The organism is Sporosarcina sp. P19 (assembly GCF_002743165.1).
In the GTDB taxonomy this organism is placed as follows: Bacteria; Bacillota; Bacilli; order Bacillales_A; family Planococcaceae; genus Sporosarcina; species Sporosarcina ureae.
Genome location: NZ_PDYR01000023.1, coordinates 1 through 26,467, shown reverse-complemented (window position 1 = coordinate 26,467; position 26,467 = coordinate 1). Strand labels below are relative to the sequence as shown.

The window sequence follows — 26,467 nt, the reverse complement described above, 5'->3', positions numbered from 1 at the left end:
GCTCATAGTTTCGTGTAAGCGCTCATAATTCTTGCCGATCCGCTCTATCACACGAAGTAACCGCTCTATAACGTCTAGAAACCGCTCATACATACAGTCGAAGCGATCATAGTCGACACATAACCGCTCAATAGCCTCCGCCCCGCCCCTCACAGCCACGCCATAAAAACACAAAAAAAACGACCCTTCAAGCAGAAGAGGCCGGTTATTTTCATCAATATAATTTTACTGAGATACTTCCTGTGCTTTGTAACCATCTTCAATAATGTCCAGCTTACCGTTACCAGGATCGATAACAAGACCATGGACATTTACGTCTGTTGGTATGAGTGGGTGGTTACGGATCGCGTCTACACTCTTTTTCACGCTCTCAGTTACATCGCTGAAACCGTGCAACCATTTCTCCATATCGATACCGGAGTACTTCAATGTTTTGAACATGTTTGGATCTACGCCGCGCTCAATCATATTTCCTATAATGTGATCCGTGTTGATAGAGCTCATGCCACAATCATGATGGCCAATTACGTATACTTCATCTGCTTGTAACTCATAAACGGCAACTAAAATACTTCTCATCAGACCGCCGAAAGGAGACGTGATGATCGCGCCAGCACTCTTAATAATTTTAGCGTCGCCATTTTTCAAATTCATCGCTTTAGGGAGAAGCTCGATTAATCTTGTATCCATACATGTAAGGATGACAATCCGTTTATTAGGAAATTTCGTAGTGGAAAACTCTTCGTACTTTTTTTCTTCAACAAACGTTTTGTTATAAATCATAATTTCGGATAATGATGTCATTGTTTTAATCTCCCTCGTATCATTTATAGTATGTAAAAGAAAAGAGTCGCCTTTTTAGGCAACTCTAATCATTAAATCCATATCCATTAAGACTGGAATAGAAGCAAATTAGTTTCTGCCTTCTGGTTTAGGATCAATAGTAATGGAGTCGTTTGAATCCATTGATCCAGATAAGAAGTGCATCGTAAACAAGGATGCAAGTCCAAGAACAACCATGTAACCGATAACTGTTGTATACATTAAAGCCATTTGAAAGCCCCTCTTTCTGAAATGTATTATGTTCTCTTATCTATTATACACGATTTTCAAGAAAATATTAAGAGCTACTGTAAACTTTGAATGAAAAGTGACGGATTTTAGAATGCCCAATTACCGTTACGGAAGACAGGTTCTACTGTTCCGTCTTCGAGAATTCCATCAATATCCATCTTTTCAGATCCAATCATGAAGTCGACGTGTGTTAAGCTTTGATTCAATCCATTAGCTTGTAGTTGTTCGGAATCCATTTCCTTCCCACCATCTAGACAAAATGCGTAGGCACTTCCAATTGCCAAATGATTCGAAGCATTTTCATCAAATAATGTATTATAGAATAACACATTCGAGTTAGAAATAGGTGAGTCGTGCGGTACTAGTGCCACTTCGCCAAGGAATTGTGAGCCTTCATCCGTATCGACTAGTTGTTTCAGTATTTCCTCGCCTTGAGTAGCAGTAACGTTTGTGATTTTTCCTTCTTTAAATTGAATCGTGAAGCCATCAATGATTGTTCCTGCATAGCTAAGTGGTTTTGTGCTAGTAACAGAGCCATTCACTCCAGTTTTTAACGGTGCCGTAAAGACTTCTTCAGTCGGCATATTCGCCATAAACTCATGCCCAGCCTGGTTGACACTACCAGCACCACACCATAAGTGCTTTTCCGGTAATTCTATTGTTAAGTCAGTGCCAGGAGCTGTATAATGAAGTTTACGGTAATGTTTACCATTCAAATAATCTACTTTTTCATGCAAGTTTTCATTGTGCTTTTTCCATGCTTGCACTGGATTAGGCTGATCAGCTCTTACAGCACGTAAAATAGAATCCCATAGAGCAGGCACTTGTTCTTCTGTAGATAACTCAGGGAAAATTTTAGCTGCCCAAGCTGTCGATGGTGCAGCAATGACAGTCCAGCTGAACTTATCTGCCTGCATAGCTTGGCGGAACTTGCTGAGAGCAGTACTAGCAGCTTTTTGATTATCGCGTATTCTGCTAGATTCGATACCGTTTAATAAGTCAGGGTCTTGCGATACGATCGACATGAAAGCAGCACCTTTTTCAGCTAACTGTTCCCGTTCCATCTGTTTCCACGTAGGGAACTCGGAAAACGAATCCGCTGGTGCTTTTTCATAACGCAGACGTGTAACGACATCGTCTACCCAGTCTACGAACACTTGCCGTGCTCCTGCATCGTAAGCTTTTTCGACGATTAATCGAACAAATAAAGTATTTTCAGTAGAAGCGCTGATGAATAGATATTGGTCCTGTTGAATATTTACACCCACCTTAACAGCTAAGTCGGCATAATTGGAAAGTTGATCTTGAAATTGATTCATCATGACATCTCCTTTTTACGTATTGTGACAATTCTAACAAGTGAAGATAACAGTTCGCAACGATAAAGCAAACGAAATAGAATGAAATACTCTTAACTGCCTAAGAATAGTCGGCAGCATTCCCTAAACAACGTCATAAAATGACCGAAATAATAAGAAGAATGCAGTATTTGGAGGCTTTATACATGGATTTGTCCACAATTGTAGGTTTAGTATTAGGGTTTGCAGCTCTCCTTATCGGAATGACGCTAAAAGGAGTAACCCCCGACGCGTTATTTAACCCGGCTGCTATCCTAATCATCATAGCAGGAACGATTGCCGCTGTTGTCATCGCATTTCCGATGAGTGAATTAAAAAAGATACCTAAATTATTCAAAATTATTTTCACGCAGCAAAAACTTGCGTCAGACGCAGAATTAATTCGTCTATTCTCTTCATGGGCTGATGTTGCTCGTCGAGAAGGATTACTTGCTTTAGAAGCAAAAACAGACGAAATTGATGATCCGTTTTTGAAAAATGGATTGAGTTTGGCGATTGACGGACAGAATGCCGATTATATTCGTGATGTATTAAGCGAAGAAGTTGAGGCAATGCAGGAGCGCCATTCAGTCGGTGCATTAATCTTTTCACAAGCTGGTACATACGCCCCGACGCTAGGAGTTCTCGGAGCAGTTGTAGGACTGATTGCCGCACTAAAAGATATGAATAATATCGATGCGTTAGGACATGCGATTTCCGCGGCATTTATTGCAACATTGCTTGGGATTTTCACAGGGTACGTTTTATGGCATCCGTTCTCCAATAAACTCGTACGTAAGTCTAAAGAAGAAGTCCGACAGAGGACTATGGTGATTGAAGGCATTCTCTCCGTATTGGAAGGGGAAGCACCGCGTGTTATAGAACAAAAATTGGCATCTTATCTTTCAGTCGAAGACCGGAAGAAGCTAGCTATTGATGGCGGCGAAGGAGCTGGTAAAGTTGGCGAAGAAGCGTAAGAAAAAGAAACATGAAGTAGAACATATTAATGAGTCCTGGTTATTGCCTTACGCCGATCTATTGACATTATTACTAGCATTATTCATCGTATTATTTGCTACGAGTTCGGTAGACGAGGGACGATTTGCAGAAGTCTCTAAAGTATTCAGTGAAATATTTGAAAGTGGTAGTGGCATCATGAGTGAAAGCGCGCCAACCACTACCCCTGTTCCAGACGATTCGGTAGGGGAGCAAGACGAAAACTCCTCCTATATAGAAGACCAACAATCTTTGGGAGAAACGCAGGATGATTTGGATGAGTATATTGCTGTGAATGAGTTAGAAAATCAGTTCGATACTGAAATGACAAGCGAAGGCTTATTGCTGACGATTCGAGATAGTGTACTGTTTAAATCGGGAGAAGCAACAATCACTCCTGAGTATAAAAGACTGGCAAATGATATTTCCGGACTGCTGACACTTGATAGACCTCGTCAAGTGGTCATCACGGGTCATACAGACGACATACCGATCAACAATGCAGAGTATTCATCTAACTGGGAATTAAGCGTTATGCGTGCGGTAGAGTTCCTGAAAATCATTGTGGCAGACAATGAAGTCGATCCGAATCTATTCAGTGCGAAAGGGTACGGGGAGTATAAGCCGATCGTACCAAATGATACGATAGAAAATCGCAGTAAAAACCGAAGAGTGGAAGTACTCATTCAGCCACTTGTCTTAAAAGATGGCACACCTGTCACAGCGCAATAAAAAAGCGACTCCACATGGAGTCGCTTTTTTAATTGCGCATAGAACCAAGTTCTGTAGCAATTGCCTGCATTTCATTCGGTGTGATGTTGTCACGTTTCATGACCATTTCGTACATATAGTACAAATCCTCGTACTGTTCTGTACTGAAATTTTCGGGTTTCATCGCATCCACATTTACCATGCGTAGTTTTTCTTTAATCTTTTCAATCATGTATGAGACATTCTCTGGTGATTTTGTAGATAGATCCATATTCTTACCGCCTTTCCTCTAATGAAAACTATCATTTCATGAAAGCAGTAAGCTGTCAACTGCACTGTGAGGCGTTACTTACGAGCTTCTTCACGTTCTTCGTCAATTTTCTTCTTGAAACGTCTTGTTTCCATAATGACCACACCGGACAAACCGAGCAATCCAATTAAGTTTGGAATAGCCATTAAGCCATTCAATACATCCGCCAAAATCCATACAAGATCTAGTGATGCAGTAGCACCTACATAGATGAATGCTACGAATATTACTCGGTAGGCAAGGACTGCAGTGCGGTTCGGGAAGAGATATTGGAAACACTTCTCTCCGTAATAACTCCAACCTAAAATGGTGGATGTAGCAAAGAACACAAGTCCTATTGATACTAGAATGGGTCCGACACCACCAAGGAAAGAGCCGAACGCTTCAGCTGTCAAAGTACCAGCATCAATTGATTGATCTTGCCATTTATTACTCATAACAATCGTGACACCTGTAATCGAACAGATGATTAACGTATCAAATAATACTTGCGTCATTGAAACTAGAGCCTGACGTCCAGGCATATCTGTACGTGCAGCTGCTGCAGCGATTGGTGCAGAACCGAGACCCGCTTCGTTGGAAAAGAGTCCGCGTGCAACACCGAATCGAATGACTGTACCGATTGCACCCCCGGCAACTGCCTGGCCTGTGAATGCATCCGTGAAGATAAGACCAAATGCTGCTGGAACTTGTTCAATGTTTAATACCATAACGATCGCTCCGGCAATGAAATAGAATAATGCCATGATCGGTACGAAGAATGCCGTTACACGACCGATTGATTTGATACCCCCAAGAATAACAAGGGCACCGAATAGTACCAAGGCAATTCCTGTAATATAGTAGGGTACTTCAAATGTGCTCTTCATTACGTCTGCTACTGCTTTGGATTGTGTTCCGTTACCAATACCGAACGCAGCCAGTGCGCCGAATATCGCAAATAGTACGCCGAGCCATTTTTGCTTCAGACCATGTTCAAGATAGTACATCGGTCCGCCGGCCATTAAGCCGTTAGAATCTTTGACACGGTACTTAACAGCCAAGATTGCCTCACTGTATTTTGTTGCCATACCGAAGAATCCGGCTAGCCACATCCAGAAAATCGCACCTGGTCCACCTGCTACAACGGCAGATGCAACCCCGACAATATTACCGACACCCACTGTGGCGGCCATCGCGGTCATTAGAGCCTGGAACTGTGAAATGTCACCGTCTGCTTTTTTATCATGCTTCCGTGTAAATACTTGTTTCAGTGAATAGGGCAGTAATCGCAATTGAATGAATGTTAAGCGCAGTGTTAAATAAATTCCGGTACCAATTAATAAAATGAGTAACGGTGGTCCCCATATTAAATCGGAAGCAGTAGTCAAGAAATTCTCGATCTTCTCCATTTCATCCCCCCAATTTCTCTAAGATATTTATAATCGTTTCCGAGATTGCGATAATCAACTCCTTTCAGTAGACTCTGTTATTAACATGTTATTGTTAATAATCTAAAAAATAGAACGATTCGTCAAGCCTTTTTTGAATAAAGTGTAACAAAGATTGTTTGGTAAGTTGCATTATGGGTATAATGAAGTGAGACGTAAACGTGAATAAGGAGGCGAAAAATATATGAGTTCCAGTAAATTTGGAAGATATGTATTAGGCGGCGCACTACTTGGAGCTGCAGTGAGTATGTTGGACCGAGCAACTAGACAGCACACGATGACTACAGCTAGAACATCGTATGAAAAAGCATTGTATTACAAAGAAAATCCGGATATCATAAAAAATGAGTTCCAACAGAAAAAAGAAAAAGTACAAACTCTTGTTGATCAAGTGAAAGGTGATGTAAATTACATCAAATCACAGGTCGATGAAATCAAGACACTAACTCCGCAAGTGAAAGAAATGTTTGCGGACACAAAAGAAGCAATCGCTGATTCCAAATCAGAGTATGAGCATATCATCGAGGATAATTCTACAGCTGCATCTTCTGTTTCAACAGATGGAGATGCTTCGTTGCCACCGATGATCCAAAAAAAAAACGTGATACCACTAGAGAAAAAATAAGAATAAAATCAGTAAATGAAAGGGGGACACATCAGTTGGATAAACAAAAAAGTGCCCCTTCTTTTGATACTGAAAATCAAGAGGAATCCCAAACAGAAAGAGTAAAAGAATTCATTAAAGATATAAAAGACGGAGAAGAGGATGATTTTGACCCAACTACTACGAGCGGCTTTTTCAAACAATTGATTATCCGGGTGAAAGAATTGGATATTTCAGCAGCTGGTTCGCAGTTAGCGTTCTTTTTCCTATTGTCTTTATTCCCTCTACTAATCTTTCTTTTCACATTACTACCTTACTTACAGTTGGACCAGAGCCAAATCTTCTTGTTTATCCGCGAGTATGCGCCGGATAGTACGGCTTCTTTAATTGAAGGAACACTCACTGAAGTGCTGGATAATAAAAGTGGAGGGTTACTGTCAGTCGGAATCTTGGCTACAATTTGGTCCGCGTCTAAAGGTATGGGTGCAGTAACAAAAGGCTTGAATGATGCATATGAAGTGGAAGAAGATAGGAATTTTTTCATTTCTAAAGGATTGTCAATTGCATTTACTATTATGTTAGTTGCGACGGTAATCATTGCGTTAGTGTTACCTATATTCGGTCAACCAATAGGGCAAGTGATCTTCACGTTCTTAGGATTGGAAGAGACGTTCCTGACAGTATGGAATTTGGTTCGATTCCTCATTCCACCATTCCTGATCTTTGCGGTATTCTCATTATTATATTGGCTAGTGCCAAGTGTGAAGTTACATTTTAAAGAAATACTTCCAGGTGCTATATTTGCAACAATAGGATGGATCATTACTTCACTAGGGTTCTCTTTCTATATTAGTAATTTTGGGAGCTATGCCAATACGTATGGTAGTATCGCTGGAATTATCGTATTAATCATGTGGTTATACTTATCAGCTATCATTTTGTTACTTGGTGGTACGATCAATTCAGTTGTGAAAAATCGTCAAGATCATACACAATCAACTGTATAATTAAAAAAGTGAAGAAAGGGATTCCCTTTCCTCACTTTTTTATTCTATTTTATTAAGCATCCGTAAACCGTTTAATATAACTAATATCGTACTTCCTTCGTGTCCGATGACACCAAGAGGCAAATCCACTACTTGCATGAAGTTTGCGATAATGAGGATCGAGATAACAGCTATCGAGAAGAATACATTTTGTTTAACGATTCGTTGCATTTTTCTTGAAAGCTTAATTGCATATGACAAGCGATTCAAGTCGTTTTGCATGAGTACAACATCAGCTGTCTCCAACGCTACATCTGTACCTTCACCCATCGCGATGCCGGAAGTGGCAGTAGCAAGAGCTGGAGCATCATTGATTCCATCTCCCACCATGCCGACCGTACCGTGCTCTTTCAATAGTTGCTTAAGCTGAACCACTTTCTCCTCAGGTAGACATTCAGCTACGTAGGAATCCACACCTACTTCGTTTGCAATTGCATGTGCAGTCTTTTCATTATCACCAGTTAACATGACTGTACGAAGCCCTAGAGATTGCAGTGATTTAATTGCAGAAATAGCTTCTTTTCGTAATGTATCCTGTAAAGCAGCTAGCGCTACAATTCCTTGTTCATCTCTCATAAAGATGACAGTTTTACCTTCATTCGCAAGTGATACTGCCACATTGTCCTGAAATTCTTCCACTAACTCTTCGCCAACAAATTTCGGTTTACCGATTAGAATTTCGCCGTGATCTGTCTCTGCTTTAATACCAAATCCAGGAACGTCTTCAATATGAAGATTACGTTTAGGTTCTACACCATGCTCTGCAGCGTAATGGATAATTGCTTTTGCCAATGGGTGATTGGACAGTGATTCTGCACCTGCAAATAAAGCGAGTGCCTCTTTCATATCCGTACCTTCACGAACAATGAAATCCATTACAATTGGTTTCCCATTCGTCAAAGTACCCGTTTTGTCAAAAGCGAATGCTTGTAATGTACTCAAGTGTTCTAGATGAATACCACCTTTAAATAATACCCCTTTTCTAGCACCGTTAGAAACAGCCGCTAATGTAGCGGGCATAATCGAAGCCATCAATGCACAAGGGGAGGCGACGACTAGCAAGACTATCGCACGGTAGAAGGAGGTAGTCCAGTCCCAGTTAAATAAGAAGTGGGGAAGAAACATCATGATGACAACTGCTGCCAGTACAATCTTTACATAAGATCCTTCAAAGCGCTCGATAAATTGTTGAGAAGGAGACTTCTCGCTTTGTGCGTTTTGCACCATCGTTATAATCTTTTGGAATAACGTTTCAGAACTTGGTTTGGTCATTATCATGCGGATCGCACCACTAATATTAACTGTTCCTGCAAATAATTCATCATTTTCCTGCTTCGTCACTGGGATAGATTCCCCGTTGATTGCTGACATATCAATCGAAGTGACGCCGCTTAAGATTTCACCATCAACGGGAATTCGTTCACCAGGTTTAACTAACAATATAGATCCAATCGATAAAGAGTCTGTGGATACTTTTTTCTCGCTGCCATCTTCAAGTAGTAGCCATGCTTCTTCTGGCTGCAATTCCATCAAAGACGATATTTCATTATGACTTTTATTGAGCGTATAGGTTTCTAGCGCCCCACTAATTGCAAAGATAAAAATCAGGATTGCGCCTTCAGCCCAGTATCCGATAATTCCTGAACCAATAGCCGCGAAGATCATGAGCATTTCGACGTTCAGTTCTTTGTTTTTTATTGTTTCTTCAATACCTTCCTTGGCTTTAGCGTAACCTCCAATCAGAAACGCTATAATATACAGCGTGACAGAAAAGGATTCTGTACCGTTTTTCCCTAAAATCCATGCAGCAAGAATGATAATTCCAGATAATATAGCCGCAATCAATTCCAGACGTGCAGACCAGTCAATCGTCTGTTCCGGTTGTTCTTTTGTAAGTGTTGTCATGTATTCTCCTCCTAATTGATAATGAATTTCAATTTCAAAGTTCTTATTAAAGCAGTAAAGTCGACTCTACAGTAGTAGAATCGACTTTTCTGGCATCAAAATAGAATGAATATGAAGTTGTAATAGTTATTATCTACAGTATATCATTTCTCAATGAGAAGTGTTACTTAAATGGCTAATTAATGAAAATCGGGCTAAAAGTTATAAGGGTAAGGCTATCATTAGTGTTGAGGAGGGGATTTGCGCTCTAGGCAAACGCGTCCGCCTGGAATGCAGCGTAACGGTTCATCTATCTTCAACACCTATTCAAGCCAATCTATTTATTCACATAAAAAAGCAGCGAATGACGGTTCTCATTCGCTGCTTACTTATTAGTTGAATACTTTTTCCTTAAACTGAGAGAGCTTTTCGAGAGATGACTTGTCGATGTCAGCATGCAGGCTATTACCGTGAGAGTCCATCGTTACGACTGCAGTGAAGTCCTCTACGCGTAAATGCCATAGTGCTTCTGGAATACCGAACTCCAGCAAGTCGACGCCTTCTACCTCTTTAATACAGTCAGCATAATACTGCGCTGCACCGCCGATACCATTCAAGTACACGCCGCCATGCTCTTTAAGAGCCGCAAGTGTTTTAGGTCCCATTCCGCCTTTACCGATCACCGCGCGGATACCGAACTTCTTCATGATATCACCTTGGTACGGTTCTTCACGCATAGAAGTCGTAGGTCCCGCTGCTTTGATCTCATACTTACCTTCATCATTCTTAAGAACAACCGGTCCGCAGTGATAGATGACTTGACCATTCAAATCAACAGGTGCATCGTTATCCATTAAATGCTTATGGATTGCATCGCGACCTGTGTACATACGGCCTGAAATTTTTACCACGTCGCCAACATGAAGGTCGCGAACGTCATCTTCTGAAATAGGCGCTTGCAAGTGTACAATACGTGCAGTGGATTTTGCTTCTTCAGCTGGCTGTTCGAATGCAATTTTCTCGCCTTCATTATAGTGCCAATCCATGATTTCACCAGTTTTGGCATTAATGTTCACTGCCATACGGCGATATGCCCAGCAGTTATACGCTACAGACACGTAGAAGCTTGCAGGAATACGGTGCATGACACCGATTTTACATCCTAGTAATGTTGCTTCGCCGCCGAAGCCCATTGTCCCGATTCCAAGAAGATTGGCTTTTTCTAATACGTATTCTTCCAATTGTGCAAGTTCAGGAATTGGATTAACGTCTGTTACGTCACGGAAAAGTTGTTCTTTCGCCAGGTCATATCCAGATGAACGATCGCCGCCGATTCCAACACCGATAAATCCAGCAGAACAACCTTGTCCTTGTGCCTGGTAAACCGAGTGAAGGATACATTTACGAATACCGTCCAAATCGCGTCCTGCACGGCCAAGTCCTTCTAATTCAGTAGGGAGGCTGTATTGGATGTTTTTGTTTTCACATCCGCCGCCTTTTAAGATTAACTTTACTTCTATATAATCTTCTTCCCATTGTTCAAACTTTACGACTGGTAGGCCGATTCCTAAGTTATTGCCGCTATTCTCGCCAGTTAATGAATCTACAGCGTTCGGACGGAGCTTTCCTTTTTTTGTAGCTAACTCCAAAGCGCGTACAATAGCCGCTTTGATTTCCAATTGGTTTACTCCGATTGGTGTTTTGATCTTGAATGTAGGAAGGCCTGTATCCTGACAAATTGGAGATAGTTTATCATCTGCCATATTGATATTATTTGCGATCGTATCCAAACTCATTGCAGCGCTTGTTCCTTTATTTTCTTTTTCCTTTGCGGAAAGGATTGCACGTCTAACGTCTTTTGGTAAGTTTGTGGACGTTTCGCAAACCAGTTCATATATACTCTTCTCAATTGTCTCTATGTACATCTCAAAATCCCCCGTTAGTATATGTTATTTTTTTGAACTATCCATCTGTTCTTCCAATTCATCGAGTAACATGATTAGACGATCTATATCTTGGAGGTCCGTGTGTTCAGGTTCAATCGCTTCTAATGTTTCAATGAATTGATTGAATCGATTCTTCAGTTCGACGACTTGTTCGTTATTTTGTGAGTGATCCATACGTACACCTCTTTCTATCATTGATATCGTATACGAAAACACTATTTTTTTCAATCTGATTTTGTTGTGCGTGCAGTAAATAGTAAAATAACAGAAAATATAAAATTCTTAATTAAAACACTTTACAATTAACAGAATAGTTGTTATAGTAAGTTTAATCAAAAGAAAAGGAGGTCGTAGTTATAGAGACGAATCGAATCCTAGACACATAACAACGAAGGAGGGGATCCGTAACAATCCAACATCGAAGAACACGTTGGATAACTACGAATGTAAACATGCAAACTGAAGATGAATCAAATAATTAGAGACCTTATCTGTTGGTAGTGAATATACAGATAAGGTCTCTTATTTATTGTGTAATCGCATTTCCTTTTTCATATTCTTTCACTAACTGATCGAGTGAGTGGAATTTATAGCCTTGCTTCTTGGCATCACGAATGAAATCGGGGAGTGCCTCTGCGTTATCAGGAGATACGGTATGCATTAGAATGACAGCACCCGGGTGTAATTGATTCATCAATTCGTTATAGGCATACGCTTTTCCTTTACGTTGATCCCGATGCCAATCAATGAATGCGACGGACCAGAAAATATGCCTATACCCGAGGTCATTTCCTTTTTGCAGTAACTTTGCATTAAATGTCCCCTCTGGCGGCCTCGTGTAGATCGTCCTCTTTTGACCAGTAGTAGCATATACAATTTCATCTAGCCTCTTCCACTCATCTTCCATCTGTTTCTCAGTTAAATTCGCCATGTTCGGGTGGTCATATGAATGATTTCCGATACCGTGACCATCTTTCACCATGCGTTTTACTAAGTCACTGGCGCTTTTTACATAATGCCCCGTCAAGAAAAATGTGGCGGGTGCTTTCTCTTTTTTTAGTGTATCTAAAATGCTTTCAGTGTAGCCATTTTCATATCCGTTGTCGAATGTTAGATAAACGACTTTTTTATCTTCTTTCCCTTTATAGATTGCACCGTGATCATCAAGTAATTTATCCAGTTCTGCTCCGGCAGAAGGGGGAACTCCTTCTGTGGCCTTTTTAAAACCCCAATGAAAAGCTTCTGCTTGGACAGTGAAAGGGTTCATAATAACTCCCACAATTAGCAAACAAGATGCCAGTAAAATTCCTGACAAATGATGAGTCATTAAGCATCACTCCTTTTTACTAAGCATGTGCTAATCGGCTCTTTGTATGTAATGAAAACGAAAAAATGTTTGTCAAAACGAAAAAACGTTTTAACAAACATTTGAAATCATTTTAACAGATTTTCAAGTGCCGGTCGTAATGAAGGGTAGGAAAAGATAAATCCGTTAGCCAGTAGCTTTTCCGGTAATACATGCTGACCATGCAAAACAACGATACTTTTTTCTCCCAATGCTGCTTTCATTGCAAAACTTGGAACTGGGAACCAGTGCGGACGATGCAATACTTTGCCGATCGTTTTTCCGAAAGCATTCATATGCATCGGACTCGGTGCAACTACGTTAACGGGACCTTCCACGTCATCATTCTCTATTAAGAAGAGAATAGCATTGGCTAGGTCTTCAACATGCACCCACGAAAACCATTGATTGCCTGAACCAATTTTTCCACCGGCAAATAATTGATAAGGCAGCTTAATAAGTGGAAGTGCACCGCCGTCTTTACCGAGTACAATGCCGAATCGTGTATATACAGTACGTACACCCATTTCATTTGCTTGTCCCGCAAGCTTTTCCCAGTCATGTACGGTTTTGGCTAGAAAATCGTCGCCGACTGCAGTGGAATCTTCCGTATATTCAGCTGTAAACGACGTAGGGTAAATACCGATCGCACTCGCATTCACTAAGACCCGAGGTTTCTCCGGAAGTGTTCGTATAATACGCAACACTTCTTGTGTAGCAGTGATTCGGCTATCGTAAATTTGCTTTTTTCGTTCTTCAGACCAACGACCGTCATCAATGGACACCCCTGCTAAATTGACAAATGCATCTACTTGCCCCACTTCATTCTCGGGTGATGCCTGATCTGTCAACCATTGAACATAGTGAACTCCATTATGCTTCGATGAAGGCTTGCGCGAGAAGATGACAACTTCATGACCTTTTCCCTTCAACTTCTCAGTTAAGATAGTACCAATGAATCCAGTTCCCCCTGTAATAACCACTCTCATAATGGTTTCCCTCCATTCTCTTGAAAATTAATACACTATTGCTGACCACCACGGTAAGAAGCGGTATACTAAGATAAAGTAGGTGATGGAAACGTGCCGCTTATTACCAAAATATCACAACAAAAACGAGATAGCGAACGTTATAATATTTTCCTTGATGATCAATATGCATTTAGTGTCCATGAAACAGTCCTAGTGAAATTCGAACTCACAAAAGGGATGGAATTAGACGATTGGTCTAAGGATGAAATTGTTTATTCGGATCAAATTGAAAAGGCATTTAATCGTGCGTTACACTTTTTATCATTCCGAATGCGGAGTGAAATGGAAGTCAAAAAGAAATTACTTGAAAAAGAGTATGGAGAAGCGGTTGTTCTAGAAGCTATCGTGAAGTTAAAACGACTTGGCTTTTTGAATGATGAAGCATTTTCGGAGGCCCTTGTACGTACAGAAAAAAATAGCACATTAAAAGGTCCGAGAGCAATTCAGCAATCTCTCTATAAGAAAGGTATACCCAAAGAACTGCAAACTCAAGCATTGGAGGAATATACAATGGAAGATCAAATGGCTAATGCCATGAAGTTGGCCGAAAAGACGATTCGTTCGAATAATTCACAGCCTCCTGCACAAGTAAAGCAAAAAATACAAAACACATTGGCTAGAAAAGGATTTTCTTATCAACAAATTTCGGAAGTTCTCAGCAATGTAACAATTGAACGTGATGAAGAAGAGTGGTCCGATATCACGTCTGCATTCGGTGAGAAAGCATGGAGACGATACCAAAGCAAATACTCAGGATCCGATCTTAGACAACGCGTAAAGCAATCTATGTATCAAAAAGGAATTCCGCTCAGTCAAATCGATCAATTTATTGAACAGAAAAGGAATGAAGAAGATGGATACTGAAAAACATTATAGTGAGATGAATGAAAACGAACTGCGTAGTGAAGTCGCTAACCTAATGGAGAAAGCACGTAAGGCTGAACAAATGGGGATGATTAGTGAATACGCAGTTCACCAAAGAAAAGCGACTCTTGTACAGTCATATCTTGTAGATCCCGCTACTATTAAGCCGGGCGAGATGTACCGTATTGAAGGAGACGATGGGGTCTTTTTTCAAGTGGACTACCTCAAAGGGTTGTTCGCATGGGGGTATCGCTTAGGCGGTGAGAAAGCCGAAGAAGCATTGCCACTTGCTATGTTGAAAAATATAAAAAGCGGAAAATAAACAGAAAAAGAGCGCTCGTGCACTATGCACGAACGTTCTTTAGTTATTTGGGGCGAAATTCAGCTTTTTACGCAACTTTTCTTCTGAGAAGATCCAGCCTGTATAAGAATTGACTACTTCTAAGTCTTCATTGACGTGTGCGACTGCAACGAATGGGTAGTAACCCTTGCTTCGATAACGCAGATCAATTAAACGAACTTCATAAATATGTCCTTTTTCCGAAATCGACCATCGATAAAGCGGCGAAAACGAAGTGAAAGCTTGCATGTTTGGATCTTCCAGTGCTACTTCAACTTGAGGCGACATCGGCATCACTTCGCGCTCAAATCGTTCGTAAATTGTAATAGACCGTCCGTATGCTCGTCCTACATAATGGTCAACATCTGTCGTGGCAGCAACTCGCCACTGGAAGAAGTTCATCGTAGGTGCAGTGAATATATGCGTCGCGTTTGGAATCGTCTTCTTGACTGCGTTCTTCACTGCGCTCTTCACTGCAAAGCGCAATAGGTAATAGAAGAAGATGACGACATATAATGTGGACATCGTGAAGACAGGGTCTGCCCCGAGCACCCATGCCAGGATTGCAATTACATGGAGTCCAAATATAATCGGGTCAAATGTATTAATAACTCCTATGGCTACCCATTTATGAGAAAAAGGGCGAAGAGCTTGTGTACCATATGAGTTGAAAATATCGACAAATACATGTGTGAACACAGCTAAAAATGTCCAAGCCCAGACGTGAAAGAAAATTGATTCAGGAACAATGAAAGTCAATAGTATGGAAATTAGCAAAGGCCACAGCATAACAGCTGGAACCGAATGCGTAATACCACGGTGATTACTTAAATAGACAGCATTGTTACGAAGCTTCAATACCGTGTCTATATCGGGAATTAGTGAACCGACCATAATACCTGCAAATACGGCGCCCATTGTGGCTGGTTCAGTTGCTACAGTTGAATCAGCAAGAGCCAATCCACTAATCGCAACACCCATAGCAATATGTGTGCCTGTATCCAAATTATCACTCCTTTATCCGAAGAGTTATATACTACTTATAATTATATACCCTTTATCATCATAACTAAAAGTATTTACATGAAGAAGCGAGGTCCATATGCAAATTATTGAACGAAAGAAAGCATTTCAAGATGCGTTATTGACTTGGTATGAAGCCGAAAAACGAGACTTGCCCTGGAGGAGGACCGATAATCCATACTATATTTGGATTTCGGAAGTTATGTTACAACAGACCCGAGTAGATACTGTCATACCGTATTATGAACGTTTCATTAAAAAGTTTCCCACAATGCAAGATCTTTCAGATGCACCCGAAGAAGATATCTTGAAAATGTGGGAAGGACTAGGGTATTACTCTAGAGTGCGCAACCTTCAATCGGGTGTGAGAGAAGTCGTTGAAACTTATGGCGGGAAAGTTCCTAATAACCGAAAAGAAATTTCTACATTAAAAGGAGTCGGGCCATACACGGCAGGTGCCATCTTAAGTATTGCCTATGGGGTACCTGAACATGCAGTAGACGGAAATGTCATGCGTGTATTGTCGAGAATTTTATTAATTGAAGAAGATATAGCATTGCCACGTAATAAAAAGTTATTTGAACAAGCTGTAATGGAGTTAATTTCGGAGGAGGATCCATCTTCCTTTAACCAAGCGCTCATGGAATTGGGCGCAACCATATGTACGCCGAATCCACATTGTTTATTATGCCCAGTTAGAGATTTTTGTATCGCTTTTGAAGAAGGAAAACAACAGCAACTACCAATTAAGATAAAAAAGCAGAAAATGAAACATGTTAAGTTAGCTGCTTTCGCGATTCAAAATGAAGACGGCAATTGGTTGTTGCAGAAACGTCCAAGCACAGGACTACTTGCTAGTCTTTGGGAATTTCCAATGATCGAACTTCAAGAAGTTTCTGCAGTGGAAGCATTTGAAAAAGAAAAAGGATTGAAATTAAAAAACCTTCAAGAGTTACCGCATGTCCATCACGTGTTTTCCCATATCACATGGGATATTCATGTATATCGTGCACAATTGGAAGAGGAACATACAGAAGGTGATTTGCAGTTCTTCACTAAACAAGAAGTTGAAGCGCTGCCAAAGTCAAAACCTGTCCTAAAAATTATCGACTTGCTGGAATGGTGAAAACTTTATAAATCTCCGTGAATAAAAGTCCGACTTACAGGACATCATAGTCAGTACGGAGGTGAATAATCCATGCAAAAGAAACCAAAACAAAATTCACAGCTAGACCCATCTATGACAGATGCGAACCAAGTGAAGAAACAGAATGCGCAACCATCGATGAATCAAGAGTTCGCTTCCGAGACGGACTTTAATCAAGTTCGTCAGCAAAACGCGCAGTCTGCGATGAACATGCAGTCTTCTTCATCCGCGATGCAGTCCTCTATGAACGAGGAGTTCGGATCTGAGACAGATGTCAATGAAGTGAAGAAACAAATCAACAAAGCAGAAGCAAACAAACAAAAAGCTTCAGGAGCACGTGCGAACCAATATAAAGGTTCAAACTAAGCGTGGTCATCACGGACCGGTAGAAAAGGCTATTATAAGCCATTTCTACCGGTTTTCTTGCGTAAAAAAACATGCTGTGGACCTATTGTATTCAATCAATTACAAAATAGATGGTTGAATCGTTTTAAATTTAGGAAAGCTGTTGGTATAATGAACAGATAGCAAGAGCGGCAAGGCTCAAAGGTGGTATAAAAAATGGCAATCCCAAAAGAAGGAGAAACTGTACAGATACACAGCTACAAACATAACGGCAAAATTCACCGTGTCTGGCAAGAGACACTCGTATTAAAAGGCACACGCAATATTATTATCGGCGGTAATGAACGCACACTTGTGACAGAATCCGATGGTCGCACTTGGCTGACACGTGAGCCATCCATCTGCTACTTTCATGCGGAAAATTGGTTTAACATCATTTGTATGCTACGTGAAGATGGTGTCTACTATTATGTCAACATGAGTTCACCATTCGTTTACGATGAAAAGTACTTAAAGTATATTGATTATGACTTGGACGTAAAAGTGTTTCCTGATATGAGCTATTTGATTCTTGATGAAGACGAATATGCAGATCATAAGCGTCAAATGAATTATCCGGAAGTCATAGATTTAATCTTGCAGGATAACTTAAAGAAGCTTCTTGGCTGGATCAAACAACGAAAAGGTCCATTTGCTCCCGATTTCATTGATGTGTGGACTTCACGTTATGAATTTTATAAGCAAATCCAAGAAGAACAAAGCTAGACCTGCTTGCATCCGTGCAAGTCAGGTTTTTTTAGTAGGAGGAACTAAATGGGCGAAAGTATTAAACGTTATCTTCAATTCGTAAAGCCATATAACTGGCAAATTGTTCTCACTGTTCTTATTGGTGTCGTAAAGTTTGCCATTCCGTTGTTTTTACCATTATTAATTAAAATTGTGATTGATGATATCATCGGTTCGCCGACGTTAAGTGACTCCGATAAAACACAGCAATTATTTTATTGGCTCGGCGGCACGATCATTGTGTTCTTCTTGATCCGTCCGCCGGTGGAATATTATCGTCAATACTATGCACAGTTAGTTAGTAATAAAATTTTGTTCGATATCCGCAAATCGCTTTATAGTCATTTGCAAAAGCTTGGATTGCGCTTCTATTCTAATACACGTGCAGGTGAAGTGATATCGCGAGTCATCAATGACGTAGAGCAGACAAAAAACTTCGTCATGATTGGTTTGATGAACGTCTGGCTAGACTTAGCTACCATCATTATTGCAATTGCCATCATGTTGACATTAGATGTGGAGTTAACACTCGTCACATTGCTCGCATTTCCGTTTTATGCATTCAGTGTCAAGCATTTCTTCGGTAAATTGCGTCAGTTAACACGTAAACGATCCCAGGCACTTGCTGATGTACAAAGTTATTTGCATGAGCGTGTGGCGGGAGTCAGTATTATTAAGAGCTTTGCAATCGAAGAAAAAGAGCAGGAACGTTTTGATGAAGTAAACAATAAATTCCTTGACCGGGCAATTGAACATACACGCTGGAATGCCAAAGCGTTTGCTGTCGTCAATACGATTACCGATGTGGCTCCGTTACTCGTTATTGGCTATGCGGGCTACCAAGTAATCAACGGATCATTAACTGTCGGAACGATGGTCGCTTTCATCGCATTCATAGAAAGACTGTACTCGCCATTACGTCGATTAGTTAACTCATCTACTTCATTGACGCAATCATTTGCATCAATGGACAGAGTACTGGACTTAATGAATGAAAAATATGACGTTGTCGATAAAGAGGATGCAAAAGCATTGCCATCAATTGCTGGAGAAATCCAATTTGATCGTGTCAGCTTTGCATATGAAGAAGAGGAAGTACTGAAAAATATTAGCTTGAGGATTAGCCCAGGCGAAACAGCTGCTCTTGTTGGTATGAGTGGTGGTGGGAAATCCACTATTATCAGTTTGATTCCGAGATTTTACGATGTAACGTCGGGAGCTATTCGTATCGACGGTCATGATATCCGTGACGTACAGGTTAAGTCGCTTCGTGATCAGATCGGTATGGTACTTCAAGATTCAATTCTGTTCAGCGATTCTGTCAAAAGTAATATTTTGATGGGGAAGCCAGATGCGACAGATGAAGAAGTCATCGCTGCAGCAAAAGCAGCAAATGCGCATGATTTTATTGAAACACTGAGTGAAGGATATGATACAAGAGTAGGAGAGCGCGGCGTGAAGTTGTCGGGTGGACAGAAACAACGTATCTCCATTGCCCGCGTCTTCCTGAAGAACCCGGCATTGCTCATTTTGGATGAAGCAACATCTGCCTTGGATTTGGAAAGTGAAGCGCTCATCCAAGATTCATTGGAGCGCTTGGCGCATGATCGTACTACACTAATCGTTGCCCATCGATTATCTACTATTACACATGCAGATTGTATTTATGTGATAGACCACGGAGACTTAAAAGAATCAGGTACCCACCAGGAATTGATGAAATTAAACGGTACATACGCTGGTTTATACAATCGTCAGGAACTTTGGGGATAATTAGAAGGGGCGACATGGAGAGGATCAGCATAATTCCTATAATGAAAATCCGAAACATTTAGCAACCGAACTTTGATTATTTATATAAACAAAAACGGCACAAGACTATAATAGTCTTGTGCCGCTTTATTAATAGAATTCATCTTCTAAAATATTCTCTTCATCTTCATATCGTGTTTGATAAGAAGTGATCAACGTATCTAGATGCTCTAGCTGTTCCTCGTAATTCAGGATGGAGGAAAGGACATGAAGTAAGTGATAAGAAGAAAACTCTTCTTCTTCATTGGTAATGGCAATTTCTTTCACGAAAATATTCATCACTTCTTGTCGCTGAATAAACTCACTATGTGTTTCATCCTCGTCGAAATCAGCTTTTAGCTTACCAACGAATTTCAGATGAAGCTGTTCATGGTAAACGAGTAGTGACTCTAGACGCTCCTGAATCATCATACGAAAATGCTCTGGAAGATTGATCAGTTCATTTTCAAACTTGTGCAGCCTTTTCAGGACGTCATAACTACTTCTAGTTGTAGCGACCATTTGCCGATAGACAACAAGCCGTCTCGCTTTTGCAGCAGAAGTTTTCTTGAAATAGCTACGCTCTTCTTTAAATAATAAGTACAGCTGATCAATTTGTATCAGACGTTCCTTTAACTTACTCAACGATTTCTTCATAGCGGTGTGTTCAGAAACTTGACGACCAGCTAGACGCGTCCAACGAATAATTTCGTCCTGTGCTTGGTGAATCGCCTGAAACAGTTTCGTTTCATATTTTGGCGGCATAAAGACTAGGTTCACAATGAATGCTGCTAGTACACCTACCAAAATTGTACCTACACGAAGAAGGGCGAATGTTAAGAAGGCATCATCTTTAACTTCCATCACTGCAATCATCGTGACGAGTGCGAGTGACATAGACTTTTCAAGGCCTAGTTTCAACATAATCGTCATGACGATGACGGCTGCCAAACCGACGATTATTAATTGAGGCCCAAAGATGAGTGTGAATAAGACTGCTATAGTGGCACCGATTAAATTACCTTGCAGTTGTTCCACTATTGTTAAGTAGGATCTGTAAATAGAGGGTTGGATTGCGAAAATAGCTGCAATACCTGCGAACACTGCTGTAGGTAAATCTAGTAAATTTGCGAGAAACAGAGCAAATACAATCGCAATACCCGTCTTAAAGACGCGGGCACCAAGTTTCATTGGGTAATTCCTTTCCTAAAAGCTCTTTTATGCTTACTTTACAATATACGCATAAAACGGTCAATTGTTCTATTTCAAAGTGCTTTAAATGCGCGATCTACTGCTTCAAGTGTTTCGTTTATATCGGATTCTGTATGAGCAGAAGTTAAGAACCAAGCTTCATACTTAGATGGTGCCAAATTGACACCGTTTTTCAGCATTTCTTTAAAGAAACGACCAAAGATTTCTCCGTCTGTTGCTTCAGCTTGCTTGTAGTTTTCCACTTTGACTTCCGTGAAGAACAGTGTAAGTGCGCCTCCGAGACGATTGATCGTCAATGGGATAGTGTGTTTTTTAGCCAGTTTCAGAATACCATCTTCAAGTAAACCACCTAAGCGATCCATTTCTTCATAGATACCTGGTTCTTGCAATACTTCTAGACAAGCAATTCCTGAAAGCATGGATGCAGGATTTCCAGCCATTGTTCCTGCTTGATAGGCAGGGCCGAGTGGAGCAACTTGTTCCATAATTTCTTTTTTACCGCCATAAGCACCAATTGGTAAGCCACCGCCGATAATCTTTCCGAATGCTGTTAAATCTGGTTGTAGTCCAAGTAACGTCTGTGCCGCACCATAATGAAAACGGAACGCTGTAATGACCTCATCGTAGATAGTCAACACACCTTGTTCTTTAGCTAACTCATGAACGAGTTCCAAGAACCCTTCATTCGGCTCGACGATTCCAAAGTTCCCGACAATGGGTTCGATTAGAATACAAGCAAGTTCATCGCCCCATTGCTTCATTGCTGCTTTATAGCTTTCAGGATCATTAAATGGAATGGTGATGACTTCTTTCGCGATAGAAGAAGGGACACCTGCAGAATCGGGCGTGCCTAATGTAGCAGGACCAGATCCAGCAGCTACTAATACAAGATCCGAGTGACCGTGATAGCAACCTGCGAACTTCATAATCTTTGTACGGCCAGTAAAAGCTCTTGCTACACGAATAGTTGTCATAACAGCTTCTGTTCCGGAGTTTACGAAGCGAACTTTGTCCATTCCTGGAATTGCTTCTTTTAACATTTTTGCAAACTGTACTTCATGGCGTGTAGGCGTTCCGTAGAGTACGCCTGTTTCCGCAGCCTTCGTAATAGCTTTTGTTATGTGAGGATGTGCGTGACCTGTAATGATCGGGCCGTATGCTCCCAAGTAGTCAATATAGCGATTACCATCTACATCATAGAAATAAGCGCCTTCTGCACGCTCCATGACAGTAGGTGCACCACCGCCAACCGCTCCGTAAGCTCGGGCTGGGCTGTTGACGCCACCCACAATATGTTCACATGCTTCTGCGTAGAGTGCTTCTGAATTTTTTCGGTTCATTAGTTAATTCCTCCAAATCAATTATACGTTATCCATTTTAGCATTAATTAGAGTGAAGTCTCCACCTTCAGTGTGAAGTATAGGTAAATTGTAAAATTCAAATACTTCCGATACGATGAGTATGGAGAGATGGAAATGTACTATTTGTTTTTATAAGTTAGAGGAGGATTATCAATGGAAAAATTAGAAGGAAAACAAGCACCTGCATTCTCGTTAGCGAATGAAAATGGTGAAATGATTTCATTAAATCAATTCAAAGGGAAAAAATATGTAGTGTTGTATTTTTATCCGAAAGACTCAACACCTGGCTGTACGACGGAGGCTTGTGATTTTCGTGATGCGCAAGCAGAATTTGAAGGGTTGAATGCAGTAGTGCTAGGTGTCAGTCCTGATCACGCAGCTTCTCACCAAAAGTTTATCGCGAAGCACGGCTTGCCATTTTCTTTACTTGTAGATGAAGATCATTCGGTAGCTGAACAGTATGGAGTTTGGAAGCTAAAGAAGAACTTCGGTAAAGAGTATATGGGAATAGAACGATCTACATTCCTGATTGATCCTACAGGTACCGTAGTAAAAGAATGGCGGAAAGTTCGCGTGAAAGGTCATGTAGAGGATGCGCTCGCGACACTCGAGCAACTGACGAAATAGGAGATGGACAGTTGAAGATATTGTTCACATTTAAGATTAAAACCTCATTTAAAGAGCAGTTGAAAGAGAAATATCCGAATGTCGATTTTATATACACAACAAATATAGATGAAGTGGCATTAGGAGATATAGAAGTAATTGTGACAGATGGCGGGGATTTAAAATCAGGACATGTCGAAAAAGCTACTGAATTGAAATGGGTCATGGTTGCGGCTGTAGGAGTCGATACATTGCCGATTGAAGCGCTACAAGCGCGAAAAATTCTAGTCACTAATTCGCATGGAGTTCATAAAATGCCATTAGCAGAATCTGTACTGGCTCATTTATTATCCCTTGAAAGAGGGTTGCCGGGCATTTATAAAAGAGAGGCTGAGAAGAACTGGGAGCTGGACTCTTTACCAGGTGAAGTGAATCACTCCACTGCCTTAATAGTAGGAACAGGTGCGATAGGAGGAGAAATCGGGAGGCTTCTGCAGGCGTTTCATGTACGTACAATCGGATGTAACCGTTCAGGGCATGCAAGTCCTCATATGAATGAAACGATTTCTTTAGATGAGATCCTCGAGAAACTACCTCAAGTCGATTATGTGATTTCTATATTGCCGAGCACACCTCAAACGCGATGGATTTATCAACCAGAGCATTTCCGCGCAATGAAGGAGACAGCTGTCTTTATGAATGTGGGTAGGGGAGACGCAGTGAAAGAGCAGTATGTGTTGGACGCGTTAAAACATAATGAAATTCGTCATGCGGTACTTGACGTCTTTGAAACAGAGCCTTTACCTAAGGATAGTCCATTTTGGGAATTGCCGAACTGTACGGTATCTCCTCATATGTCTAGTCTTTCTGATCAATACATTGAACGCTCCTTAGATATCATGGATATTAATCTTGAAAAATGGGTGGCGGGAGATCAAGATCTCATCAACCGAGTAGATTTGGCAAAAGGCTACTAATATAGTGTTATCGGCAGAATAGTTGACAATACACCCCATAGTTGAGTAAACTAATTATAATGATTATAAAGAAGTAATCCTTATGAAGTGAGGTGCATTACGATGCCTGGAGTGTTCTTAAAAGACGCGTTAGTGACATTGAAAGAAAGTGGTGTGAGAATTACTCCGCAACGACATGCGATTCTCGAGTATTTAATCACATCCCATTCACATCCAACTGCTGATGAAATCTATAAAGCGCTAGAAGAAGATTTTCCTAATATGAGTGTGGCGACAGTTTATAACAACTTGCGTGTATTCCAAAACTCTGGATTAGTAAAAGAGTTGACATACGGAGATGCGTCAAGTCGTTTTGATTTCGTGACACATGATCATTATCATATTATTTGTGACGATTGCGGTAAGATTGTAGATTTCTACCATCCCGGTCTGGAAGAAGTAGAACATCTTGCAGCGCATGTAACGGGTTTTCAAGTAAATTCACATCGTTTAGAAGTGTATGGAACTTGTCCTGACTGCGCAGCAGCAAAACAAACCCAAGCTAAATAAAAGAGTGTAGCTCCTAATGGGCTACACTCTTTTATTTTGTATTATTTTTCGTGCTTCACTTTTTTATTATATGCGATGTCGAAATCTTTTCCTTCAAGACTTGGGTCGAGTGTTAATGGCTCGCGGCAATGTCCGCACATATCAACACGTCCGAGCACTTTAGTATGTTTACCACAATTCGGACATTGTACTCGTATGGCTCGTGTCGACAAGGTACCGATCCACGCATACACCACTGTACTACCGATAATAGCAAGCATTCCCAAGAACATAAAGATTAACATGACAATTTCATTGGAACGGAAAAAGATTCCGATGTACATAATGACAACTCCAATGAAAATAAGTGCCAAGGCAAATGATCGAATACGATTTATTTTATTTTTGTAAGGCTTCATCTTAAGTTTCCTCCTAACGCTATCCTCACTTAATATATCATATTATTATGTAAATGCAGTACAAACTCCCTTTAAAATAAAGGATTTTATGTGAAATTCGTCGAAATAGAGTATTCGAGACGTCCTATAAAAAGCTGGGAGGCGAGAAAGTGGAACAAATGCTACGGCCAGTGTACCAAGAAAGAGCTAGTTTACCTGAGACATTAAGCGTGCTCCTAATTGGCAATCAAAGAGAAGACGACCCGATCACGGATACTTTTGATGAGATCTTATTTATTATTACCTCAAACAATGAAATACCCATTCAGACAAAACACTATACTGATGGTAAACGTAAAGCAGCTATGCATATCATTAGCGAACGACAACTAACGCATTGGTTGCTCGTAGGAACTAACAAGAAAATCATTGATTGGCTCATCCTCGGGAAAGTATTTTTTGACCGTGATGAATATGCGGAACGGCTAAAAGAACGCTTATCCGAAGAACCGTTGTTTGGTAGGGGCATTAAAATGGGAATAGAAATGGCTAAAATGATTCGCGCTTATAATGAAGGGAAAATTCATTTCGAAAGAAAACAACATATGGACTCCTATCTGTACGCGATCAATACATTGCACCACCTGGCTAGGTTCGTTGCAGTTAAACGCAACGTTTTACCGGAAAATACAGTCTGGACACAAATGAAAAAAATAGATCCAGCTGTTTTTAAGTTATATGAAGAACTGATAGGCAGTGAAGAGGAAATAGAGAAGCGTTTAGATTTAGTGTTCTTGGCAAGTGAGTTCTTCATCCATAACTATACAAATGAAGCGGCGGTACATTTGTTGGCAATCATGGGGGAAAAGGAATCATGGACCGTCCAGCAATTGCACGAACAGGACGAGCTAGCATTGTATTCCTCGGATTTAGAGTTCTTTATCGAATATTTAGTGGATAAGAATCTAATCGAAATTACACAAGTACCATCTAAAAATGAGTTGCTATTCCATAGAGAGTACCGTATTATAAGGGCTCGGTAGCTGTAGTAGAGCGATTCTACGATCGCTCTATAACTTTTATTGAAATAGTTGTTGACTTATTCTTTGACGTCATGTTATTATAGTAAATGTCGCTTGGGAGAAACGTTCTAACAATGCGCACAACACATTCGAAAAAAGAATTTCAAAAAAGACTTGACGAATGAAAGCAAGATGAGTTATATTAGAGAAGTTGCTTTTACAAGAAGTAAAAAACACGAACCTTGAAAACTGAACAGCAAAACGTTAACGAAATACAGTTTGTGCATCTAACGATGACATGAACAAAATGAGTATCTTAATTGATGCCAGCAAATGAAACTCGAGCTAATCGA

General features: G+C 40.6%; 28 protein-coding genes. 14 read left to right on the top strand and 14 right to left on the bottom strand.

The annotated features are described in order from the left end of the window. Positions 1–225: 225 nt before the first annotated feature. The 3 genes from CSV74_RS16005 to CSV74_RS16000 all read right to left on the bottom strand — a co-directional run bounded on the left by CSV74_RS16005 (position 226) and on the right by CSV74_RS16000 (position 2,393). Positions 226–804 carry a beta-class carbonic anhydrase gene (locus CSV74_RS16005; protein ID WP_099692409.1) on the bottom strand — a complete coding sequence of 193 codons (579 nt, stop codon included), beginning with the start codon at positions 802–804 and terminating at the stop codon, positions 226–228. 108 nt (positions 805–912) lie between these two features. Then, positions 913–1,053, bottom strand: a complete 141-nt coding sequence (locus tag CSV74_RS16810) for a hypothetical protein (protein ID WP_169535197.1) — start codon at positions 1,051–1,053, stop codon at positions 913–915. Between the two features lie 107 nt (positions 1,054–1,160). Beyond that, entirely contained in the window at positions 1,161–2,393 is a 1,233-nt protein-coding gene (locus CSV74_RS16000) for an aminopeptidase (RefSeq protein ID WP_099692408.1), read from the bottom strand. A 185-nt stretch (positions 2,394–2,578) separates the two neighbouring features. Between CSV74_RS16000 and motA the strand changes: the two genes are divergently transcribed. Continuing rightward, a complete protein-coding gene (gene motA / locus CSV74_RS15995) occupies positions 2,579–3,388 on the top strand; it encodes a flagellar motor stator protein MotA (protein ID WP_029055091.1) in 810 nt (269 codons plus the stop codon). Beyond that, complete coding sequence (gene motB / locus CSV74_RS15990) at positions 3,372–4,139, top strand: flagellar motor protein MotB (protein WP_029055090.1); 768 nt, start codon at positions 3,372–3,374, stop codon at positions 4,137–4,139. The genes motA and motB overlap by 17 nt, the downstream gene beginning before the upstream one ends. Before the next feature lie 28 nt (positions 4,140–4,167). Here the strand turns inward: motB and CSV74_RS15985 are convergent, their stop codons facing one another. Then, positions 4,168–4,389, bottom strand: a complete 222-nt coding sequence (locus CSV74_RS15985; RefSeq protein ID WP_029055089.1) for a DUF1128 domain-containing protein — start codon at positions 4,387–4,389, stop codon at positions 4,168–4,170. 74 nt (positions 4,390–4,463) lie between these two features. Further along, the gene (locus CSV74_RS15980) at positions 4,464–5,819 is read right to left on the bottom strand and encodes an alanine/glycine:cation symporter family protein (protein ID WP_029055088.1); all 1,356 of its coding nucleotides are present in this window, start codon (positions 5,817–5,819) and stop codon (positions 4,464–4,466) included. A 223-nt stretch (positions 5,820–6,042) separates the two neighbouring features. On the opposite strand from CSV74_RS15980, the gene CSV74_RS15975 reads away from it, so the two are divergent. Continuing rightward, positions 6,043–6,483: a YtxH domain-containing protein gene (locus CSV74_RS15975; RefSeq protein WP_099692407.1), complete on the top strand. Its 441-nt coding sequence runs from the start codon at positions 6,043–6,045 to the stop codon at positions 6,481–6,483. 35 nt (positions 6,484–6,518) lie between these two features. Further along, on the top strand, positions 6,519–7,469 hold the full coding sequence (locus CSV74_RS15970) for a YihY/virulence factor BrkB family protein (RefSeq protein ID WP_099692406.1): 951 nt from the start codon (positions 6,519–6,521) through the stop codon (positions 7,467–7,469). Positions 7,470–7,508: 39 nt separating this feature from the next. Here the strand turns inward: CSV74_RS15970 and CSV74_RS15965 are convergent, their stop codons facing one another. From CSV74_RS15965 to CSV74_RS15945, 5 genes are all read right to left on the bottom strand, one after another. Continuing rightward, positions 7,509–9,413 (bottom strand): heavy metal translocating P-type ATPase, encoded by a 1,905-nt coding sequence (locus CSV74_RS15965; RefSeq protein WP_099692405.1) that lies wholly within the window; start codon positions 9,411–9,413, stop codon positions 7,509–7,511. A gap of 371 nt (positions 9,414–9,784) precedes the next feature. Beyond that, positions 9,785–11,317 (bottom strand): fumarate hydratase, encoded by a 1,533-nt coding sequence (locus CSV74_RS15960; RefSeq protein WP_099692404.1) that lies wholly within the window; start codon positions 11,315–11,317, stop codon positions 9,785–9,787. A gap of 24 nt (positions 11,318–11,341) precedes the next feature. Beyond that, on the bottom strand, positions 11,342–11,512 hold the full coding sequence (locus tag CSV74_RS16805) for an SE1561 family protein (RefSeq protein ID WP_099692403.1): 171 nt from the start codon (positions 11,510–11,512) through the stop codon (positions 11,342–11,344). Between the two features lie 352 nt (positions 11,513–11,864). Next, a complete protein-coding gene (gene pdaA, locus CSV74_RS15950; RefSeq protein WP_029055243.1) occupies positions 11,865–12,665 on the bottom strand; it encodes a delta-lactam-biosynthetic de-N-acetylase in 801 nt (266 codons plus the stop codon). 107 nt (positions 12,666–12,772) lie between these two features. Beyond that, the gene (locus tag CSV74_RS15945) at positions 12,773–13,672 is read right to left on the bottom strand and encodes a TIGR01777 family oxidoreductase (protein WP_099692402.1); all 900 of its coding nucleotides are present in this window, start codon (positions 13,670–13,672) and stop codon (positions 12,773–12,775) included. A gap of 93 nt (positions 13,673–13,765) precedes the next feature. Between CSV74_RS15945 and recX the strand changes: the two genes are divergently transcribed. Beyond that, entirely contained in the window at positions 13,766–14,578 is an 813-nt protein-coding gene (gene recX / locus CSV74_RS15940) for a recombination regulator RecX (RefSeq protein WP_029055241.1), read from the top strand. Beyond that, a complete protein-coding gene (locus CSV74_RS15935; RefSeq protein ID WP_099692401.1) occupies positions 14,568–14,900 on the top strand; it encodes a YfhH family protein in 333 nt (110 codons plus the stop codon). Before recX ends, CSV74_RS15935 begins: the two co-directional genes overlap by 11 nt. Before the next feature lie 39 nt (positions 14,901–14,939). Here CSV74_RS15935 and CSV74_RS15930 read toward each other — a convergent pair whose 3' ends face one another. Next, the gene (locus CSV74_RS15930) at positions 14,940–15,923 is read right to left on the bottom strand and encodes a metal-dependent hydrolase (RefSeq protein WP_099692400.1); all 984 of its coding nucleotides are present in this window, start codon (positions 15,921–15,923) and stop codon (positions 14,940–14,942) included. 97 nt (positions 15,924–16,020) lie between these two features. Here CSV74_RS15930 and mutY point away from each other — a divergent pair, with 97 nt between their 5' ends. The 4 genes from mutY to CSV74_RS15910 all read left to right on the top strand — a co-directional run bounded on the left by mutY (position 16,021) and on the right by CSV74_RS15910 (position 19,992). Next, positions 16,021–17,067 carry an A/G-specific adenine glycosylase gene (mutY, locus tag CSV74_RS15925; RefSeq protein WP_099692399.1) on the top strand — a complete coding sequence of 349 codons (1,047 nt, stop codon included), beginning with the start codon at positions 16,021–16,023 and terminating at the stop codon, positions 17,065–17,067. Between the two features lie 72 nt (positions 17,068–17,139). Continuing rightward, entirely contained in the window at positions 17,140–17,454 is a 315-nt protein-coding gene (locus CSV74_RS15920) for a gamma-type small acid-soluble spore protein (RefSeq protein WP_099692398.1), read from the top strand. A gap of 195 nt (positions 17,455–17,649) precedes the next feature. Next, positions 17,650–18,198, top strand: coding sequence for a nucleoside tri-diphosphate phosphatase (gene ntdP / locus CSV74_RS15915; RefSeq protein WP_029055236.1), 549 nt, complete (start codon positions 17,650–17,652; stop codon positions 18,196–18,198). A gap of 48 nt (positions 18,199–18,246) precedes the next feature. Next, positions 18,247–19,992: an ABC transporter ATP-binding protein gene (locus tag CSV74_RS15910; RefSeq protein ID WP_099692397.1), complete on the top strand. Its 1,746-nt coding sequence runs from the start codon at positions 18,247–18,249 to the stop codon at positions 19,990–19,992. Between the two features lie 129 nt (positions 19,993–20,121). Here CSV74_RS15910 and CSV74_RS15905 read toward each other — a convergent pair whose 3' ends face one another. Both CSV74_RS15905 and CSV74_RS15900 read right to left on the bottom strand, forming a co-directional pair. After that, positions 20,122–21,201, bottom strand: a complete 1,080-nt coding sequence (locus CSV74_RS15905; RefSeq protein ID WP_099670514.1) for an FUSC family protein — start codon at positions 21,199–21,201, stop codon at positions 20,122–20,124. Between the two features lie 74 nt (positions 21,202–21,275). Beyond that, the gene (locus tag CSV74_RS15900) at positions 21,276–22,562 is read right to left on the bottom strand and encodes a glutamate-1-semialdehyde 2,1-aminomutase (RefSeq protein WP_099692396.1); all 1,287 of its coding nucleotides are present in this window, start codon (positions 22,560–22,562) and stop codon (positions 21,276–21,278) included. A gap of 174 nt (positions 22,563–22,736) precedes the next feature. On the opposite strand from CSV74_RS15900, the gene bcp reads away from it, so the two are divergent. The 3 genes from bcp (at position 22,737) to perR (ending at position 24,715) form a co-directional block, all read left to right on the top strand. Next, complete coding sequence (bcp, locus tag CSV74_RS15895; RefSeq protein ID WP_099692395.1) at positions 22,737–23,210, top strand: thioredoxin-dependent thiol peroxidase; 474 nt, start codon at positions 22,737–22,739, stop codon at positions 23,208–23,210. An 11-nt stretch (positions 23,211–23,221) separates the two neighbouring features. Then, positions 23,222–24,166, top strand: coding sequence for a D-2-hydroxyacid dehydrogenase (locus CSV74_RS15890; RefSeq protein ID WP_099692394.1), 945 nt, complete (start codon positions 23,222–23,224; stop codon positions 24,164–24,166). Positions 24,167–24,268: 102 nt separating this feature from the next. Beyond that, positions 24,269–24,715: a peroxide-responsive transcriptional repressor PerR gene (perR, locus tag CSV74_RS15885; protein WP_029055230.1), complete on the top strand. Its 447-nt coding sequence runs from the start codon at positions 24,269–24,271 to the stop codon at positions 24,713–24,715. A 41-nt stretch (positions 24,716–24,756) separates the two neighbouring features. Here perR and CSV74_RS15880 read toward each other — a convergent pair whose 3' ends face one another. Further along, entirely contained in the window at positions 24,757–25,113 is a 357-nt protein-coding gene (locus CSV74_RS15880) for a YgzB family protein (protein WP_029055229.1), read from the bottom strand. Between the two features lie 158 nt (positions 25,114–25,271). Here CSV74_RS15880 and CSV74_RS15875 point away from each other — a divergent pair, with 158 nt between their 5' ends. Beyond that, positions 25,272–26,135, top strand: coding sequence for a nucleotidyltransferase-like protein (locus CSV74_RS15875; protein ID WP_369823735.1), 864 nt, complete (start codon positions 25,272–25,274; stop codon positions 26,133–26,135). Positions 26,136–26,467 lie beyond the last annotated feature (332 nt).

Coding starts and splice junctions, on each gene's coding strand:
- CSV74_RS16005 (WP_099692409.1), bottom strand. CDS start 804: ATGACATCATTATCCGAAATTATGATTTATAACAAAACGTTTGTTGAA.
- CSV74_RS16810 (WP_169535197.1), bottom strand. CDS start 1,053: ATGGCTTTAATGTATACAACAGTTATCGGTTACATGGTTGTTCTTGGA.
- CSV74_RS16000 (WP_099692408.1), bottom strand. CDS start 2,393: ATGAATCAATTTCAAGATCAACTTTCCAATTATGCCGACTTAGCTGTT.
- motA (WP_029055091.1), top strand. CDS start 2,579: ATGGATTTGTCCACAATTGTAGGTTTAGTATTAGGGTTTGCAGCTCTC.
- CSV74_RS15985 (WP_029055089.1), bottom strand. CDS start 4,389: ATGGATCTATCTACAAAATCACCAGAGAATGTCTCATACATGATTGAA.
- CSV74_RS15980 (WP_029055088.1), bottom strand. CDS start 5,819: ATGGAGAAGATCGAGAATTTCTTGACTACTGCTTCCGATTTAATATGG.
- CSV74_RS15975 (WP_099692407.1), top strand. CDS start 6,043: ATGAGTTCCAGTAAATTTGGAAGATATGTATTAGGCGGCGCACTACTT.
- CSV74_RS15965 (WP_099692405.1), bottom strand. CDS start 9,413: ATGACAACACTTACAAAAGAACAACCGGAACAGACGATTGACTGGTCT.
- CSV74_RS15960 (WP_099692404.1), bottom strand. CDS start 11,317: ATGTACATAGAGACAATTGAGAAGAGTATATATGAACTGGTTTGCGAA.
- CSV74_RS16805 (WP_099692403.1), bottom strand. CDS start 11,512: ATGGATCACTCACAAAATAACGAACAAGTCGTCGAACTGAAGAATCGA.
- pdaA (WP_029055243.1), bottom strand. CDS start 12,665: ATGACTCATCATTTGTCAGGAATTTTACTGGCATCTTGTTTGCTAATT.
- CSV74_RS15945 (WP_099692402.1), bottom strand. CDS start 13,672: ATGAGAGTGGTTATTACAGGGGGAACTGGATTCATTGGTACTATCTTA.
- CSV74_RS15935 (WP_099692401.1), top strand. CDS start 14,568: ATGGATACTGAAAAACATTATAGTGAGATGAATGAAAACGAACTGCGT.
- mutY (WP_099692399.1), top strand. CDS start 16,021: ATGCAAATTATTGAACGAAAGAAAGCATTTCAAGATGCGTTATTGACT.
- CSV74_RS15920 (WP_099692398.1), top strand. CDS start 17,140: ATGCAAAAGAAACCAAAACAAAATTCACAGCTAGACCCATCTATGACA.
- ntdP (WP_029055236.1), top strand. CDS start 17,650: ATGGCAATCCCAAAAGAAGGAGAAACTGTACAGATACACAGCTACAAA.
- CSV74_RS15910 (WP_099692397.1), top strand. CDS start 18,247: ATGGGCGAAAGTATTAAACGTTATCTTCAATTCGTAAAGCCATATAAC.
- CSV74_RS15905 (WP_099670514.1), bottom strand. CDS start 21,201: ATGAAACTTGGTGCCCGCGTCTTTAAGACGGGTATTGCGATTGTATTT.
- CSV74_RS15900 (WP_099692396.1), bottom strand. CDS start 22,562: ATGAACCGAAAAAATTCAGAAGCACTCTACGCAGAAGCATGTGAACAT.
- bcp (WP_099692395.1), top strand. CDS start 22,737: ATGGAAAAATTAGAAGGAAAACAAGCACCTGCATTCTCGTTAGCGAAT.
- perR (WP_029055230.1), top strand. CDS start 24,269: ATGCCTGGAGTGTTCTTAAAAGACGCGTTAGTGACATTGAAAGAAAGT.
- CSV74_RS15880 (WP_029055229.1), bottom strand. CDS start 25,113: ATGAAGCCTTACAAAAATAAAATAAATCGTATTCGATCATTTGCCTTG.
- CSV74_RS15875 (WP_369823735.1), top strand. CDS start 25,272: ATGCTACGGCCAGTGTACCAAGAAAGAGCTAGTTTACCTGAGACATTA.